Genomic DNA, 14,442 nt, shown 5'->3' with positions numbered 1-14,442 from the left:
GACAGCGATTTCATTTTTTGCTCTCCCTATAAGGGGCAAACTGACCGCGACGGCTCAATGAATCAAGCGCCTTGATGCACGATTGATCTTGACGGCTTCGCCCGGATGCGGGCTAGACAGACGCAACGGGGTAAAGACTTGGCGGGACGATATGAGTGCACAATCAGCGGATGCGATCTTGGTCTTGGGCATGCATCGCTCCGGAACGTCCGCGCTGACCCGTGTGCTCAATCTGCTGGGCGCCGACCTGCCCGAGGATTTGATCCCGGCGAACCGCTTCAATCGCAGCGGATACTGGGAGCCGTCGCAGGTCGTGGCTCTGAATGACCATTGGCTGAACTCGAGTAAGGCCGCCTGGGACGCGCCCTATACGGGGCGCGCGCCGCTTGACGCTGATTTGCCTTCCAATGCCGTTCGTCGCGCTGCGGATACGGTGAAGGAGGCTTATGGGTCCAATCATGCCCTGATCGCTCTCAAGGATCCGCGTTGCACTCTGTTCTCCGACACCTGGCGCGCCGGAATCGAGCGGGCAGGCTATACGCCGCGCCAATTGCTCATTTATCGGGATGCGGGGGAAGTCGCCCAGTCCCTGGCGCGCCGGGATGGATTTTCCGATGATGAAGCCGGTCTGCTCTGGTGCTGGTATGGGTTGAAGGCGCTCACAGCGATCCGTGACACAGGCGGCGTCGTGGTCGCCTATTCCGACCTCAGAGGCGACTGGCGCAGCGTCATCAAGACAATCCAGGCTGAGTGGAGCCTGGCCTCCCTGTCGGTGACCCCGGAGCGAGAGGCGGCGGTGGACGCCTTCCTGACAGAGCCGGCCTCGCGTCCGGAAGCCAATTTCAGCGCTTCTGTTCAGAGCCTGATCGATGATGTCGGCGCCCTTTATCTGGCGGCGGTCCGGGGAGAGAGCCTGGACGGGATCGAGACCTTGCTCGATGAGGCGGATCGTCTGAGTGGCGTGACCCGGTCTTCTGTTTTGCGTTTGCGCAAGGCGGGTGATGCTGCGCTCAAGGCGGCGATCAAGGAGCGCGACGCTGCCCGTAAGACGCTGAACGAGGTCGAAGAGGCGCTGACGGCTGAGCGGGATGACGCCCGACAGACGCTTGCCGAGGTTGAAGAGGCGCTTAAGGCTGAGCGGGATGAAGCCCGACAGACGCTTGTTGAGACCGAAGCGCGGCTGACCGATGAGCGCGATCAGGCCCGCCAGCATTATCTGGAGCTGGAGACCCGGCTGACCGCGGAACGCGACGCGGAGCGACAGTCTCTTGAGAGCGCCAATGCGGCCTTGGCGTCAGAACGCGATCAGGCGCGGCAGGCTCTGGCGCAGACCGAAGCGCGACTGACTGCAGAACGGGATGAAGCCCGCGCCGAGCTTGACGCTAAGGACGCGCGCGCCGCCAATGCGGAACAACAAGCGGCCAAGGCGAAGCAGGAAGTTGATCGCCTGATTGCAGACTTCCAAAGTCTCGAAGCGTCCGTACACGCCTATGCAGATCAGGCCGAAGCCTTGGAAGCCCAGCTTAAACAGACCCAGGCCGATTATGTCGCCGCTGATGCCGAACGTCAGGCCCTGCGGATCGAGGCGGTGCGTCTGAAAGCAATCGAACAAAGCTCGATCTGGAAGGCGACGACCCCGCTGCGCGCGGTCATGGCGCGCCTGCCCGGCGTGAGACATTGGGTGCGTCGGGGTTTGAAAGCCGCCTGGTGGACCGCGACCGGCCAGCTGGGCGCGCGTCTGAAAGCGCGTCAGGCGTCCGAACTCGCCGCCCAGCTTGACGCGTCTCGCGCAGAGCCCGGCGGCTCACCCTCAACGGGAGGGCGCAGTTCGATCAAGACGCTGAACGGGGTGCTCACGGAAGAGTTTGGCGACGCCGCAAGCTATATACCCGAGCTGATCAGTCGGTATGAGCTGTCGTTCCAGTCAGAAGGCCAGGCGCCGATCAAGACCGTGGTCGGTGATGCGCCTGCGCGCAAAATGGCGGAGCGTCTGGCGAAGATCACCGCCAAACGCCTTGAGACGGATGCGCCGGACGTTTCCATCGTCATCCCCGCCTATAATCAGATTTCCTATACGCTGGCCTGTATCGAGAGCGTGTTCGCGAGCGCGCCCAAGGCGAGTTTCGAGATCCTGGTTGGGGACGATCAGTCCACCGACGGCACCCAGGCGGCGGCGAGCGTGCCCATGGCGCATGTGCGCTGGGTGCGCCATGAAACCAATCAAGGCTTTGTGGGCAATTGCAATCTGACCGCCGAGAAGGCCCGCGGTCGGATTGTTCTCATGCTCAACAATGACACTCTGGTCTTGCCGGACTGGCTGGATACGCTTGTGGACACGCTTGATGCGGATCCCAAGGCAGGGCTGGTCGGCTCCAAGCTGATCTATCCTGATGGCCGGCTTCAGGAAGCGGGCGGCATTTTCTGGCAGGATGGCTCGGCGTGGAATCTGGGACGGTTCGATCATCCGCGTCGTCCCGAATTCAGCTATGCGCGGGACGCCGATTACATTTCCGGCGCGTCCATCGCCGTGCCGCGCGCGCTTTGGGAGCAGCTGGGCGGGTTTGATGATCATTATCGCCCGGCCTATGCCGAGGATGCCGACCTAGCGTTCCGTATTCGCGCCGAAGGGTTGCGCACTGTCTTTCAGCCGCGCTCCATGCTGATTCATTTTGAAGGCGTGAGTTCGGGCACCGATCTGGCCGCAGGGGCCAAGGCCTATCAGGTGAAGAACCTCGAGAAGCTGCGCGAGCGCTGGGCCGGGGTGCTGGCGGCGCACCGCCCGAACGCCCAGGAGCCTGAACGGGAGAAAGAGCGCGCCGTGACCAAGCGCGTGCTCTTCATCGATCTGACCACGCCCGAACCCCAGCATGACGCCGGCTCTCTGGTGGCTGTGGAGACCATGCGCGCCTTGCAGGGGCTGGGTTTCAAGGTGACGTTCGTGCCGGTCGATAATTTCTTGTGGACCAAGGCCTATTCCGCACCGCTTCAGGCGATGGGGGTCGAGACGATCTATCATCCCTTCTACTCGCGCTTTGAGCCGTTCATCTCGGTGCGCGGGGGCGAATTTGATCTTGTCGTGGTGCATCGGTTCGGCGCCGCCGAGCGGGTCATGGGCGCGCTGCGCACCCATGCGCCGCAAGCGAAGATCGCCTTCATGCCGGCCGATCTGCATTTCCTGCGTGAACAGCGCGAGGCGGACTTGTCGGGAGACGCCGCTGCGCAAGAGCAGGCGGCTGAAACCAAGCGCCGCGAGCTCTCCATCATCCGCTCGGCCGACGCCGTCTTGCCGCACTCCAATCTCGAGATCGACCTCCTGAAGGCGGAAGCGCCTGAGACGCCGCCCTTCAAACTACCGCTTATTCATGACCCCGATCCGGTCGCGAGTGGGTTTCATGGCCGATCAGGCGTCGGTTTCATCGGCGGCTACGGCCATCCGCCGAATGTGGACGCGGTGGACTGGTTCATGAGCGAGATCTGGCCGCGCGTGCGTGAGCATAAGCCGGATGCGCGTTTCGTGCTGGCCGGAAGCAAGATGCCGGACCGTTTCAAGTCACTTGATGGCAAGAATGGTGTCGAAGTGCTCGGCTTCGTCGACACGATTGATGAATTCTTCGGCGGGGTGCGCGCCTCCCTGGCGCCTTTGCGCTATGGCGCAGGCGCGAAAGGCAAGGTGGCGGCCAGCCTGGCCCTGGGCACGCCGTGCGTTTCAACTTCCATCGGCGCGGAAGGCATGGGGCTTACCCCGGGCGTGGACGTGCTGGTTGCTGATGATCCCGAAGGCTTCGCCCGCCATATCCTCGCCATGCTTGATGATGAGAACCGTTGGAACGAACTGCGTCAGGCGGGTCTGGACTTCGCGCGCCGAGAAACATCCCGCGAAGTGGTGCGTGAGCGATTGTCAGACATGCTGGGGCAGTTGCATCTGGACTAGGGCCGAGCCGGAGGATTCTTTCAGGCTTGTCCTGTCACACAGCTTGAACTTTTGCTGTTAAAGACGGATTTTAAGGGCATGAGCGCGCCTGAACCTTCTGCCGCCGACGATCCGTTGGCTGACGCCGTCGCCCGCCTGGACCGGGCGGTGTCGCGCGTGGGCTCGCGTCTTGAGGACTATCAGCTGCGCCTGAACGCGGCGGCCGGCGATGTCGAGGCCGCCCATGAACTGGATAATGACCGGGCGCGACTCGCCGCGGCGCTGGACGAGGCGCGGGCGCGGGAAGAGGAACTCCAGTCTGCCGCGGAAGAGGCGACACAGGCGCTGGATGACGCCATGGCGGACCTCCAGACCCTGCTCGCCGCCAGTGACAGTTCGGGGGAGGAGGCGTGAGCAAGGTCACCATCTCCCTGAACGGACGCGCTTTCACCATTGGCTGTGAAGACGGCCAACAAGCCTATCTGCGTGAGCTGGCAGGACATCTGGACACCCATGTGCGCGATCTCGCCGAAAAAGTGGGCCAGATCGGTGATGTCCGCCTTTTGCTGATGGCGGCTCTGATCGTCACCGATGAAATGCGCGAGGCGCGGGGCAAGGTGGACGAGCTCGAGGACACCGTTCTGGACCTTAAAGGCAAGGTCTCACAGGCCGACGCGCGCCGGCGCTCCGACCGGGCGCGTGCGGCGGAAGCGCTTGTCAGTGCGGCTGAAAAGCTTGAAGCCATGATTGGTGTTGAAGCGGTGACCGAGGCCATGGCTGCGTCATCCGAGCCGCCAGATGGAGAAAGCGCTTGAGCGCGGGCGGTCGCGCCCCCATCTTCAATCCCGGCGGTAGCTGGACCGTTCGTCAGGTCTTAACATCCCGAGGACCTTACATCTCTGAGAGGGAGCTGCCTCTGGACTGGACCGTGGTCCTATCTAAGCGGCGCCCACCTGGTCTACCGGGTCATCAGGGTTGGAAAACGACCGACGGCGGAATTGGCGCCGCCACCGCCTTTCCCGGCTCCACATGCTGACGGCCTGGCGCAAAACCAATGCGCGGCGCGCAGCCCGGGCGGCGCGAGCGGCGGCCCATGCCGCCGATCCGCAGGCTGGCCGCAAACTGGCGGAGCATTTTCCCGATAAGCTGTGGCCGAAGGTTCGCCAGGTCGTGGCGGGCTATGCCGCGATTGGCGATGAAATCGATCCGCTGCCGCTGCTGGAAACCTTCGCGCTGGAACAGGCCCGGATCGCCTTGCCTTGCGTTGTGGGGAAGGATCAGCCCCTGATCTTCCGTAGCTGGACACTGGACCAGCTCCTGGAGCCCGGCGCGTTCGGCACACGAGAGCCAGCGGCCAACCATCCTGAAATGATCCCCAGCCTGGTTCTGGTTCCGCTTGTCGGATTTGACCTCAAGGGACGCCGCTTGGGCTATGGCGGCGGTTTTTATGACCGTACGCTTGAAGCCCTCAAGGCGCAGGGTCCGCTCACCGTGGTTGGGCTGGCGTATGAGGCGCAGCGCCTGAACAAGGTGCCCGCCGAGCGCCATGATGTGCGCTTGGACTGGGTGGTCACCGAACAGGGCGCTTACGAAATCCAAGCCTGACCAGATTACAAAACCGCAAGCTGGCGGCCATTGCGTTGACCGTACGGGTTCATGCTGTCTGAGTGTCGTCTGGTTAGTCAGGCTTTGTCATGAATGCGATCGCAACGCCGCACCGATGGCCGCTGTCTGTTGAAGCGCTGTCATCGCAATTGAGCCCGAATGGCCTGAAATGGTCGTCCGGCGGCGCGGCTGTATTGCTGCATCTGGGGCTGGGCGCAGCGGCGCTTTTTCTGATGCAACAGGCGTCACACACGCCGCCTGTTTCGCCCCAATCGGTCAATGTCACCCTGTTCACGCCGGCTGTCGTGGAGCCGCCGGTCAGGACCGCTCAGCAAGAGGACGAGGTCTCGCCGCCCCCTGTTGAACTCGCACCGGCGCCGCGAACCGAGCCTGCCGTCGAGGCGTCTGCCGAAACAGCCTCAGCGCCTGAAACGCAGTCGGCAGCATCTGTCTCCGAACCAGACACGTCTGCGCCTCCTGCTGGTTCGGCTCCGCAGCCGCAACAGGTTCTCACTGCGGAGGGCGGTGAGGCGGGCTGGGCGCCGGATGCAGGGCCCGCTGTCAGTGAACGCACGGCGGGCGCGCTACGCGGGATTTTATGCGCGGGTGGCTCTGAGCATACGCGCGCTGCGGCCGGATGCGATCACACAGCGCAAACTGACCCCAATGGGTATGTCGCATATGCCAGCGCCGAAGAGATCGCCAAGATCGAGGCCGCCTACGGGCCGGTTGAAAGCCTGGGATATGCGGGCGGTTCGACGGTCAATCTGGGGTCGTTCGCCCTGCCCGGGCAGGTCAATAACAATCAGCCCCATTATGTCTCCGGCGCTCACTCGGCCTTTGGCCGCTTGCCGGTGTCGGACAAAACCCGCGATCCCGGCTTCGGAGATTAGGTCAGACGGTCGCAGCGTGACCGCGCGCCGCAGTGCGAACCATTGGCAAGAAGCCGCCCCCGGCCTAGAACGCCCTCACTTATCAACTTCAGAAAGCGAGACGGAAATGGGCGCGTTTACGGAAGAGACAGTCATAGCGGTTCGGCACTATACCGACCGCCTGTTTTCATTCCGGGTGACCCGCCCGCAAAGCTTCCGCTTTCGTTCGGGCGAGTTTGTCATGATCGGCCTGATGGTCGAGGGCAAACCGCTTCTGCGGGCCTATTCCATCGCCAGCCCCAGCTGGGATGAGGAGCTCGATTTTTACTCGATCAAGGTGCCGGATGGACCGCTGACGAGTCAGCTGCAGCATATCGAGCCTGGCGACACCATTCTGATGGGCAAGAAATCGGTCGGCACGCTGGTGCTTGATGCTCTGGAGCCGGGCAAGCGGCTCTATCTTCTCTCCACCGGCACCGGGATCGCGCCTTTCGCTTCGGTCATCCGGGACCCGGAGACCTATGAGCGGTTTGATCAGGTGATCCTGACCCATACCTGCCGCGAGGTCGCCGAGCTGACTTATGGCAAGGAGCTGGTGGAGGCCGTGCGTGAAGATCCGCTGGTGGGCGAGTTCGTCGGCGACAAGCTGATCTACTACCCCTCGGTCACGCGCGAAGACTTCGAGCGTCAGGGCCGCATCACCCAGCTGATGGATGACGGCATCATCTACGAAGAGCTGGGCATTCCCCCGCTCAATCCCGAGACCGATCGTGTGATGATCTGTGGCTCCATGGAGATGCTCGAATCCTGCAAGCAACGCTGTGAGCAAGCCGGTCTCAAGGAAGGCTCGAACGCCCGCCCGGCCCAGTATGTGGTCGAGAAGTCCTTTGTCGGCTGACACGGGGATCAGGCCATCGCTGGCCTAAACGCTGCGCTTCGCCTATATCCGCACGCCTAGCGAAGTGAAGGCGAGCTCATGCGTATTGCGTTTTTCGGCGATGTGGTCGGCAAGGCGGGCCGTGAAGGCCTGTGCGACGCGCTGCCCGGTTTGCGGGAGCGACTGAACCTCGATTTCGTGGTCGTGAACGCGGAAAACGCGGCCGGCGGCTTCGGCATCACCGAGAAAACCGCCAACGAAATGTATGACGCGGGCGCGGACGTCCTGACGCTGGGCAATCATGCCTGGGACCAGTCTGAAACCCTGTCTCACATCGAACGCGAGCCGCGGCTTCTGCGTCCGGTCAACTATCGCGAGGGGACTGCGCCGGGGCGCGGGGCCGGGCTTTATGATCTGCCTGACGGTCGTCGGGTGCTGGTCATGAATGTGATGCTGCGCCTCTTCATGCAGCCGCTGGAAGACCCGTTCGCCTACGTCAATCACGAGATTGAAGCCTGCCCGCTGGGCGCAGTGGCGGATGCCATCATTGTCGACATGCATGGCGAGGCGACCAGCGAGAAAGTGGCGCTGGGCAATTACTGTGACGGCCGCGCCAGCCTCGTTGTCGGAACCCACACCCATGTCCCCACCGCTGACCATCGCATCCTGCCCAAGGGCACGGCCTATCAGACCGATGCGGGCATGTGCGGCGACTATGATTCCGTGATCGGCATGGTGAAGGACGAACCGATCAACCGCTTCGTGACCCATATGCGTTCGGGCCGCTTCACCCCGGCCTCTGGCGAGGCGACCGTGTGTGGTCTCTATGTGGAAACCGATGATGCGACAGGGCTGGCGGTGCGCTGCGAGCCGATCCGTACGGGCGGGCAGCTCGCAGACTTCATCCCCGAGGTCTGATCAGAGCCGTTCGCTCAGCCACCGCAAATGGTCTTCCATGAAGGTGGCGATGAAGAAATAGCTATGATCATAGCCGTCCTGGCGATGCAGGGTCAGCGGCTGGCCGGCTGCGCGACAGGCCTCTTCCAGCAATTCTGGCTTGAGCTGCTCTGACAGGAACTGATCGCTCAGCCCCTGATCCACCAGAATCCCCGCTTCACAGCGTGCGCCATCCTCGATGAGCGCGCAGGCGTCGTATTGGCGCCAGTCCGCCAGATCGTCGCCCAGATACCCGCCGAGTGCTTTCTGACCCCAGGGGCAATGAATTGGAGAGCTGATGGGTGCGAAGGCGCTGATCGCCTTGAAAAGGTCCGGGCGCTTGAGGCCCAGGGTCAGCGCGCCATGCCCGCCCATGGAGTGGCCGGTAATGGCGATGTCTTCCAGATCGAGACAGGGGGCTGCTTGGGCGGCCGCCTTCAGAAGCTCGCCGGTGACATAGCTTTCCATGCGATAGTGCTTGGCCCAGGGGTCCTGGGTGGCGTCCACATAGAAGCCGGCCCCTGAACCGAAATCATAGCTGTCATGCTCGCCGGGCAGGTCGAGGCCGCGCGGGGAGGTGTCCGGCGCGAGAAAGGCGAGACCCAGTTCCGCGCAAACCCGCTGGAAGCCGCCCTTGTCGGTGACATTGGCATGGGTGCAGGTCAGACCCGACAGGTACAGGACGACGGGTACGGGGCCGTCTTCGGTGGCGGGCGGCAGATAGAGCCCGAACGTCATGTCCGTGCCGGTTTCCGTGGACTTGTGGGTCCAGACCTGTTGGCGGCCGCCGAAACTGCGGTTCTCGGATTGGAGTTCCATGGGCTTACCGTCCTCGTTTGAGATCCTGGAACAGGCGTTCGAGCCCGTTGAGAAAGTTCGACCGGTCGCGCGGTCCGAAGGGTTTGCCGCCCCCACCTTCCATGGTTCCGGCGCTGCGTAAATCCGTCATCAGGTCGCGCATGGCGAGTTTGGAGCCGATGGAGTGGGCGTCAAACTCGGTCCCGCGATGGTCGATCGCCTTGCCGCCGGCCTTCAGGCAACGGTCGGCGAGGGGAATGTCTCCGGTGATGCAGATGTCGCCTGGTCCGATCCGCTCGGCGATCCAGTCATCGGCCGCGTCTGCGCCTTCCGGCACGATCACCAGCTCGGCCCACTGGCTTTGCGGGCGGCGCAGACCGCCATCGCACACAAGCTTGATCTCGGTGCGATGGCGTTCGGCCACCTTGATCGCCTCGTCCTTCACCGGACAGGCGTCAGCGTCGATGAAGAGCGTCAGATCAGAACTCCACGACCGAGCGGATGCTTTCGCCCGCATGCATGAGATCGAACGCCTTGTTGATGTCATCAAGCGGCATCTTGTGGGTGATCAGGCTGTCGATATCGATCTTGCCGTCCATGTACCAGTCGACGATTTTCGGCACGTCGGTCCGGCCGCGCGCGCCGCCGAACGCGGAGCCTTTCCAGACCCGGCCCGTGACCAGCTGGAAGGGACGCGTGGAGATTTCCTGACCGGCCTCGGCCACGCCGATGATGATGCTTTCACCCCAGCCGCGATGGCAGCATTCCAGCGCCTGACGCATCACATGCGTGTTGCCGGTGCAGTCAAAGCTGTAATCCGCGCCGCCGCCGGAAATGTCCAGGATGGCCTCGACCATCTTGTCAGAACCGATCTCGTTGGGGTTGATGAAGTCGGTCATGCCGAACTGTTCGGCCATGGCGCGCTTGGCGGGATTGATGTCGATGCCGATGATCTTGTCGGCGCCGACCATGCGCGCGGCCTGGATGACATTCAGGCCAATACCGCCCAGACCGAAGACCGCGACGTTCGCGCCGGGTTCCACGCCTGCGGTGAAGATCACCGCGCCCACGCCGGTGGTCACGCCGCAACCGATATAGCAGACCTTGTCGAAGGGCGCGTCCTCGCGAATTTTCGCCAGTGCGATCTCTGGCATGACGGTGAAGTTCGAGAAGGTCGAGCAACCCATATAGTGGTGGATCTTTTCACCGTTGAGGCTGAAGCGCGAGGTGCCGTCAGGCATCAGGCCCTGGCCCTGGGTGGAGCGGATCGAGGTGCACAGATTGGTCTTCTGGCTCAGGCAGCTTTTGCACTGGCGGCATTCGGGCGTGTAGAGTGGAATGACGTGGTCGCCCGGCTTCACGCTGGTGACGCCTTCGCCGACTTCGCGGACAATGCCGGCGCCTTCATGGCCCAGGATGGAGGGAAAAATGCCTTCGCTGTCCTTGCCGTCCAGCGTGTAGGAGTCCGTGTGGCACACGCCCGTGGCCATGATTTCCACCAGCACTTCGCCCGCACGCGGGCCTTCAAGATCAACCTCGTGTATCTCGAGCGGTTTGTTGGGGGCGAACGCAATCGCGGCGCGGGTCTTCATGGCGACCTCCTGGAGCTTTGGCTGTATATGCGCGCCCACTTAAGCTGACGGACCCGCCTGGGCAAGAATAACGAATGCGCGAAATCAGGATATGCCTCGATCGCGGCATTGAATTGTGAGGGCATTCAGGCACAGTGACGCAATGCAGCATAACTGAGAGACTCCCGTTATGGCCCAGACCCCTGAATACACCGCTCTTTTTCTGGAGAACGTTCACCCGGACGCGGACGCCGCGCTTCAGAGCGCAGGACCGGTCACGGTGAAGCGTCTGCCCGGCTCGCCTGACCGGGCGCAGCTTGAGTCAGAGATCAGGACGGCGAGCGTGCTCGGGATCCGGTCTCGAACCCATGTGGACGCCGCGCTTCTGGATGCGGCGAAGGACCTTCAGGCGGTGGGCTGTTTCTGTATCGGCACGAACCAGGTGGACCTGACCGCCGCCGCCGAACGCGGCGTGCCCGTCTTCAATGCGCCCTTCGCCAATACGCGCTCGGTGGCCGAGCTGACCATGGCGTCGATCATCATGCTGATGCGGCGCATCCCCGAGAAGATGTTCGCCATTGATCGGGGGGAATGGCTCAAGACCGCCGACGGCGCCAATGAAGTGCGCAAGAAGAAGCTCGGCATCATCGGCTACGGCAATATTGGCGCTCAGCTTTCGGTGATTGCGTCCGCGCTGGGCATGCATGTCTATTTCTACGACATCGCGCCCAAGCTGGCCCATGGCAATGCCCGTCCGATGGAGTCGCTCGGGGAATTGCTGTCTGAATGTGATGTGGTCACGCTTCACGTACCATCCACCGCTCGCACCAAGAACATGATCGGCAAGGACGAGATCGCGCAGATGAAGCACGGCGCCTTCCTGATCAACCAGGCGCGCGGCGATCTCGTGGATGTGGATGCGCTGGCCGACGCCCTGAAGACGGGCCATCTGGCGGGTGCGGCCGTGGATGTGTTCCCGGTCGAGCCCAAGAGCAAGGATGAGCGGTTTGAAAGCCCGCTGACTTCATGCCCGAACGTCATCCTGACCCCGCATATCGGCGGGTCGACCCTGGAGGCGCAACAGGCCATCGGTCTGGACGCGGCTGGCAAGCTGTCTCGCTATCTGCATGAAGGCTCGACGACCTTTGCGGTGAATTTCCCCGAAGTGGAGCCCGGACCGATCCAGCCGGGGCGGACCCGTATTCTGGCGCCGCACCGGAACCGGCCGGGTTTCCTGCGCCGTCTCAATGATGCGGCCGAGCAGGCCGGGGCGAACGTTGCCGCTCAGTTCCTCCAGACCGACGGTGATCTGGGCTATGCGGTGGCTGACCTTGAAGGCGAGTTGCCCGCAGACTTCTTTGACCGGGTCCGCGCCATTGACGGCTCGATCCGCGTGCGTCTGATCAAGGGCTGAGCTGATCGTCCGCCCCCGGCGCAGACACCGGGGGCGAACATCATCAGAAGTGACTATTCAATCGGCGAGAGCAGTTCTGGCGCGGTCACCAGCTGACGCACGCCATGGCTTTCGGTCTCGTTGAAGACATTGCCCTCTTCCGCCCAGCGGTGCAGGGAGCTGATGTCCACGCGGGCGCATTGCGGACGCACATTCCAGGTCACTTGCAACGGCGAACAGGCGGCCTGGGTATAGCTCGGGCCCGTGGTGGAGCCGCGGAACAGGACCGGTTCACCCGTGCCGCTCGGCAGCGCCAGCGGCTGATGCAGGCCCGCCTCGTTCGCCGCGCCGGCATAGCCGAACTGGGTGAAGTCCAGAGCCTCGGGATCGTTCACGACAAGGAAGGCCTGCGCCTCAACACGCAACACGGGATCGGTGCAGCTCTCGCTCAGGCAAGAACCCAGGCCTTCGCCGGGGGCGATGTCACAGCTGGAATACACCCAGTGCACTTCAATCGTGTCGCCCGGGCTGACATGACCAAAAGCGCCTTCGCCATCATAGGGATCGCGCAATTCCTCTTCCGTCAGGGTGTCGGCGTCATTGCACGCATACCCGCCGTTCACGCCGTCACCGACAAAGACCGAGAAGCCCGGACCCTTGTGCTCGGCATTGGTGTGCGTGTGGATATTGCACAGGTTCATTTGGGTCGGGGCCGGCGCCAGATCGAACAAGATCGGGTTCACGCCTTCGGTGCTGGTGATATCGCGAGGAGTTTGCGGGCCGAACCCTTCGCAGAGCGGGGCGTCGGAGGACGCCAGGGTTGCGCCATGCTCCATCTCGCTGACATCGGAGCCGGCCATCGCCGTATCCGAAGCGCCTTCGGGCGCCGATTGGGCGTCGTTGGAAGGGCCTGAACAGGCGGCGAGCGCCAGAACCAGACCGGAAACGGCAAAGATGTCGATGCGCATGATACTCCCCTTGAGACACTCGGATTTGAGCCGATAAATATGCATATTCATCATGTGAGAGAGTCTGCAAGGGGAAAACCGGCGCGGGACGCGAAAAATATTCAGATTATCTAGGGTGAGGTGAAAGGGGGTGTGTGAGGGCTGCTCGACCCTACACATGCCCCCATCCGTCCGTTCGACGGGAGCGAATGGCCTAACGGGTCAGCCCCAATGCCTCGCAGAGATGGTTTGCCGCGACACGCGCGGCTGCATCGGGATTGATAATGCGGTAGTTCATGTTGCGCGCGGCATTGGGGTGATGGGCTGACGCACCTGTGTCCTCCACGAGTTCGGAAGGCAGGACGCAGGGAGGGACAGCGATCTCCGATTTCTGGCCGTGCCAGTTGGCGACATGCCAATTCATGGAGCCATGCGGCCCGTGGACAAGGCCCGGTATGGATTGAAGCCAGGCGACCTTGTGCTGGATGGAGCCCACCGGCGTGATGTAGAAATCCGCGTGCTGCGCCAGGGCCAGAGCTTGCGTGACTGTCAGCCCGGAGGTTGTGGCGTGCACGGCCTCGGGGCCGCCGACCGCTTCGGTCATGGCCTTGAAGATCACCTCCGATTGCCCCTGCCGGGCCTCGAACGCGGTGCGAACGGGATCATACCAGGACTGCTGCAGGTCGGCGGGCGCGGAGAAGCTGTCGAAGACGTAGCGTGGCGTGCACAACTGGCGCACCTCTTGGTCGAACGCCTGGAGCATTTCGAGAAAATTCTCGCAACTGCGGCCATCCTCCCGGTGCGCGATCCAGATCAAGGGCGCGTCATCCTGGGGTGGCGCAGTGGCGGGAGCCGGCAATTGCGTCGTCAGTCCCCGGGCCGTTTGCTGATCAAGAAGCTCCCCGCCGATCGGGGAGAAATAGGGCTTTCGCTGGCAATGCAGGGCGCGGAAGGGCACTGGGTCGGGTAGGCCGTCAAGCGGACCCAGCGGCGCAAAGAGCGTCTGTATCGAAATGGGCGTGTCGGAACGCAATCGATTGAGCGCTGGCAGTTCATTCCACATATGATGGGCGAAATTGGGATGGCCCAGAATGGCCAGCGGCTCCGTCAGGACCGTCTCTTCCGGCGCGGTCTCCGCCAGGGCGTCAAATTCGGGCGCCAGGCGCTTCAGGATGGCATAGGCGGCGGGCAGAGGCGGACGCGCCTGAGTATAAGCGAGGTAGACACCGTTGATGAAAAGCGCGCACAGCGGGAAGCCCAGCCCGATCTGGAAGCTCATCACCCAGATGTCGGTGCGATCCTGAAAACGATACGCGTAGAGTGGCAATTTGAAGTGATAGGGGTCGTTGATATAGGCGATCAGCCGGGCCTCGACGCACTCAAGGGGCCGCCCGGACCAGGGTGAAGCCAGCTGGAAGCTGCCCGTGGTCAGGATGTCGTGCTGGAACTGACGGACCTGTTGATCATGGACATAGGCGTTCAGCGCCTCAATCCGGTCGAGGGTCGCCTGCAGATGATCCAGCATATCTGGCC

At 62.8% G+C, this 14,442-nt stretch carries 13 protein-coding genes and 1 other RNA gene; 9 read left to right on the top strand and 5 right to left on the bottom strand.

What is annotated here, in order from left to right; all coding sequences use genetic code 11:
- The first annotated feature begins 151 nt into the window (after positions 1 to 151).
- The 8 genes from RBA95_RS13285 (at position 152) to RBA95_RS13250 (ending at position 8,182) form a co-directional block, all read left to right on the top strand.
- Positions 152 to 3,931 (top strand): glycosyltransferase, encoded by a 3,780-nt coding sequence (locus RBA95_RS13285; RefSeq protein WP_306017355.1) that lies wholly within the window; start codon positions 152 to 154, stop codon positions 3,929 to 3,931.
- Positions 3,932 to 4,009: 78 nt separating this feature from the next.
- Positions 4,010 to 4,324: a DUF4164 family protein gene (locus RBA95_RS13280; protein ID WP_306017354.1), complete on the top strand. Its 315-nt coding sequence runs from the start codon at positions 4,010 to 4,012 to the stop codon at positions 4,322 to 4,324.
- A complete protein-coding gene (locus RBA95_RS13275) occupies positions 4,321 to 4,725 on the top strand; it encodes a cell division protein ZapA (RefSeq protein WP_306017353.1) in 405 nt (134 codons plus the stop codon). Before RBA95_RS13280 ends, RBA95_RS13275 begins: the two co-directional genes overlap by 4 nt.
- A gap of 34 nt (positions 4,726 to 4,759) precedes the next feature.
- Positions 4,760 to 4,919, top strand: a non-coding RNA gene (gene ssrS, locus RBA95_RS13270) — 6S RNA.
- 20 nt (positions 4,920 to 4,939) lie between these two features.
- A complete protein-coding gene (locus tag RBA95_RS13265) occupies positions 4,940 to 5,515 on the top strand; it encodes a 5-formyltetrahydrofolate cyclo-ligase (protein WP_306017352.1) in 576 nt (191 codons plus the stop codon).
- 89 nt (positions 5,516 to 5,604) lie between these two features.
- On the top strand, positions 5,605 to 6,408 hold the full coding sequence (locus tag RBA95_RS13260) for a hypothetical protein (RefSeq protein ID WP_306017351.1): 804 nt from the start codon (positions 5,605 to 5,607) through the stop codon (positions 6,406 to 6,408).
- A gap of 106 nt (positions 6,409 to 6,514) precedes the next feature.
- Positions 6,515 to 7,285, top strand: coding sequence for a ferredoxin--NADP reductase (locus tag RBA95_RS13255; protein ID WP_306017350.1), 771 nt, complete (start codon positions 6,515 to 6,517; stop codon positions 7,283 to 7,285).
- A 78-nt stretch (positions 7,286 to 7,363) separates the two neighbouring features.
- The gene (locus tag RBA95_RS13250; protein WP_306017349.1) at positions 7,364 to 8,182 is read left to right on the top strand and encodes a TIGR00282 family metallophosphoesterase; all 819 of its coding nucleotides are present in this window, start codon (positions 7,364 to 7,366) and stop codon (positions 8,180 to 8,182) included.
- Here RBA95_RS13250 and fghA read toward each other — a convergent pair whose 3' ends face one another.
- From fghA to RBA95_RS13235, 3 genes are read right to left on the bottom strand one after another with little or no spacing between them, the layout of a single operon-like run.
- Positions 8,183 to 9,019 carry an S-formylglutathione hydrolase gene (fghA, locus tag RBA95_RS13245; RefSeq protein ID WP_306017348.1) on the bottom strand — a complete coding sequence of 279 codons (837 nt, stop codon included), beginning with the start codon at positions 9,017 to 9,019 and terminating at the stop codon, positions 8,183 to 8,185.
- 4 nt (positions 9,020 to 9,023) lie between these two features.
- A complete protein-coding gene (locus RBA95_RS13240) occupies positions 9,024 to 9,515 on the bottom strand; it encodes a YaiI/YqxD family protein (RefSeq protein WP_306017347.1) in 492 nt (163 codons plus the stop codon).
- Positions 9,478 to 10,590, bottom strand: coding sequence for an S-(hydroxymethyl)glutathione dehydrogenase/class III alcohol dehydrogenase (locus RBA95_RS13235; RefSeq protein ID WP_306017346.1), 1,113 nt, complete (start codon positions 10,588 to 10,590; stop codon positions 9,478 to 9,480). Before RBA95_RS13235 ends, RBA95_RS13240 begins: the two co-directional genes overlap by 38 nt.
- 169 nt (positions 10,591 to 10,759) lie before the next feature.
- Here RBA95_RS13235 and serA point away from each other — a divergent pair, with 169 nt between their 5' ends.
- The gene (serA, locus tag RBA95_RS13230; protein WP_306017345.1) at positions 10,760 to 11,983 is read left to right on the top strand and encodes a phosphoglycerate dehydrogenase; all 1,224 of its coding nucleotides are present in this window, start codon (positions 10,760 to 10,762) and stop codon (positions 11,981 to 11,983) included.
- A gap of 53 nt (positions 11,984 to 12,036) precedes the next feature.
- On the opposite strand, the gene RBA95_RS13225 is transcribed toward serA, so the two are convergent.
- Together RBA95_RS13225 and RBA95_RS13220 are read right to left on the bottom strand one after the other, a co-directional pair.
- Complete coding sequence (locus RBA95_RS13225; protein ID WP_306017344.1) at positions 12,037 to 12,930, bottom strand: delta-class carbonic anhydrase; 894 nt, start codon at positions 12,928 to 12,930, stop codon at positions 12,037 to 12,039.
- A gap of 193 nt (positions 12,931 to 13,123) precedes the next feature.
- Positions 13,124 to 14,434 (bottom strand): hypothetical protein, encoded by a 1,311-nt coding sequence (locus RBA95_RS13220; protein ID WP_306017343.1) that lies wholly within the window; start codon positions 14,432 to 14,434, stop codon positions 13,124 to 13,126.
- Between the last annotated feature and the right edge of the window lie 8 nt (positions 14,435 to 14,442).

The sequence above is a fragment of the Oceanicaulis sp. MMSF_3324 genome (assembly GCF_030733545.1).
Lineage (GTDB): Bacteria > Pseudomonadota > Alphaproteobacteria > Caulobacterales > Maricaulaceae > Oceanicaulis.
This window is presented reverse-complemented; position numbering and strand designations above follow the sequence as displayed.

What these genes read in the sequence shown, in the direction of transcription:
- RBA95_RS13285 (WP_306017355.1), top strand. Translation starts at nt 152, where the DNA reads ATGAGTGCACAATCAGCGGATGCGATCTTGGTCTTGGGCATGCATCGC.
- RBA95_RS13280 (WP_306017354.1), top strand. Translation starts at nt 4,010, where the DNA reads ATGAGCGCGCCTGAACCTTCTGCCGCCGACGATCCGTTGGCTGACGCC.
- RBA95_RS13265 (WP_306017352.1), top strand. Translation starts at nt 4,940, where the DNA reads ATGCTGACGGCCTGGCGCAAAACCAATGCGCGGCGCGCAGCCCGGGCG.
- RBA95_RS13260 (WP_306017351.1), top strand. Translation starts at nt 5,605, where the DNA reads ATGAATGCGATCGCAACGCCGCACCGATGGCCGCTGTCTGTTGAAGCG.
- RBA95_RS13255 (WP_306017350.1), top strand. Translation starts at nt 6,515, where the DNA reads ATGGGCGCGTTTACGGAAGAGACAGTCATAGCGGTTCGGCACTATACC.
- RBA95_RS13250 (WP_306017349.1), top strand. Translation starts at nt 7,364, where the DNA reads ATGCGTATTGCGTTTTTCGGCGATGTGGTCGGCAAGGCGGGCCGTGAA.
- fghA (WP_306017348.1), bottom strand. Translation starts at nt 9,019, where the DNA reads ATGGAACTCCAATCCGAGAACCGCAGTTTCGGCGGCCGCCAACAGGTC.
- RBA95_RS13240 (WP_306017347.1), bottom strand. Translation starts at nt 9,515, where the DNA reads ATGCGGGCGAAAGCATCCGCTCGGTCGTGGAGTTCTGATCTGACGCTC.
- RBA95_RS13235 (WP_306017346.1), bottom strand. Translation starts at nt 10,590, where the DNA reads ATGAAGACCCGCGCCGCGATTGCGTTCGCCCCCAACAAACCGCTCGAG.
- serA (WP_306017345.1), top strand. Translation starts at nt 10,760, where the DNA reads ATGGCCCAGACCCCTGAATACACCGCTCTTTTTCTGGAGAACGTTCAC.
- RBA95_RS13225 (WP_306017344.1), bottom strand. Translation starts at nt 12,930, where the DNA reads ATGCGCATCGACATCTTTGCCGTTTCCGGTCTGGTTCTGGCGCTCGCC.
- RBA95_RS13220 (WP_306017343.1), bottom strand. Translation starts at nt 14,434, where the DNA reads ATGCTGGATCATCTGCAGGCGACCCTCGACCGGATTGAGGCGCTGAAC.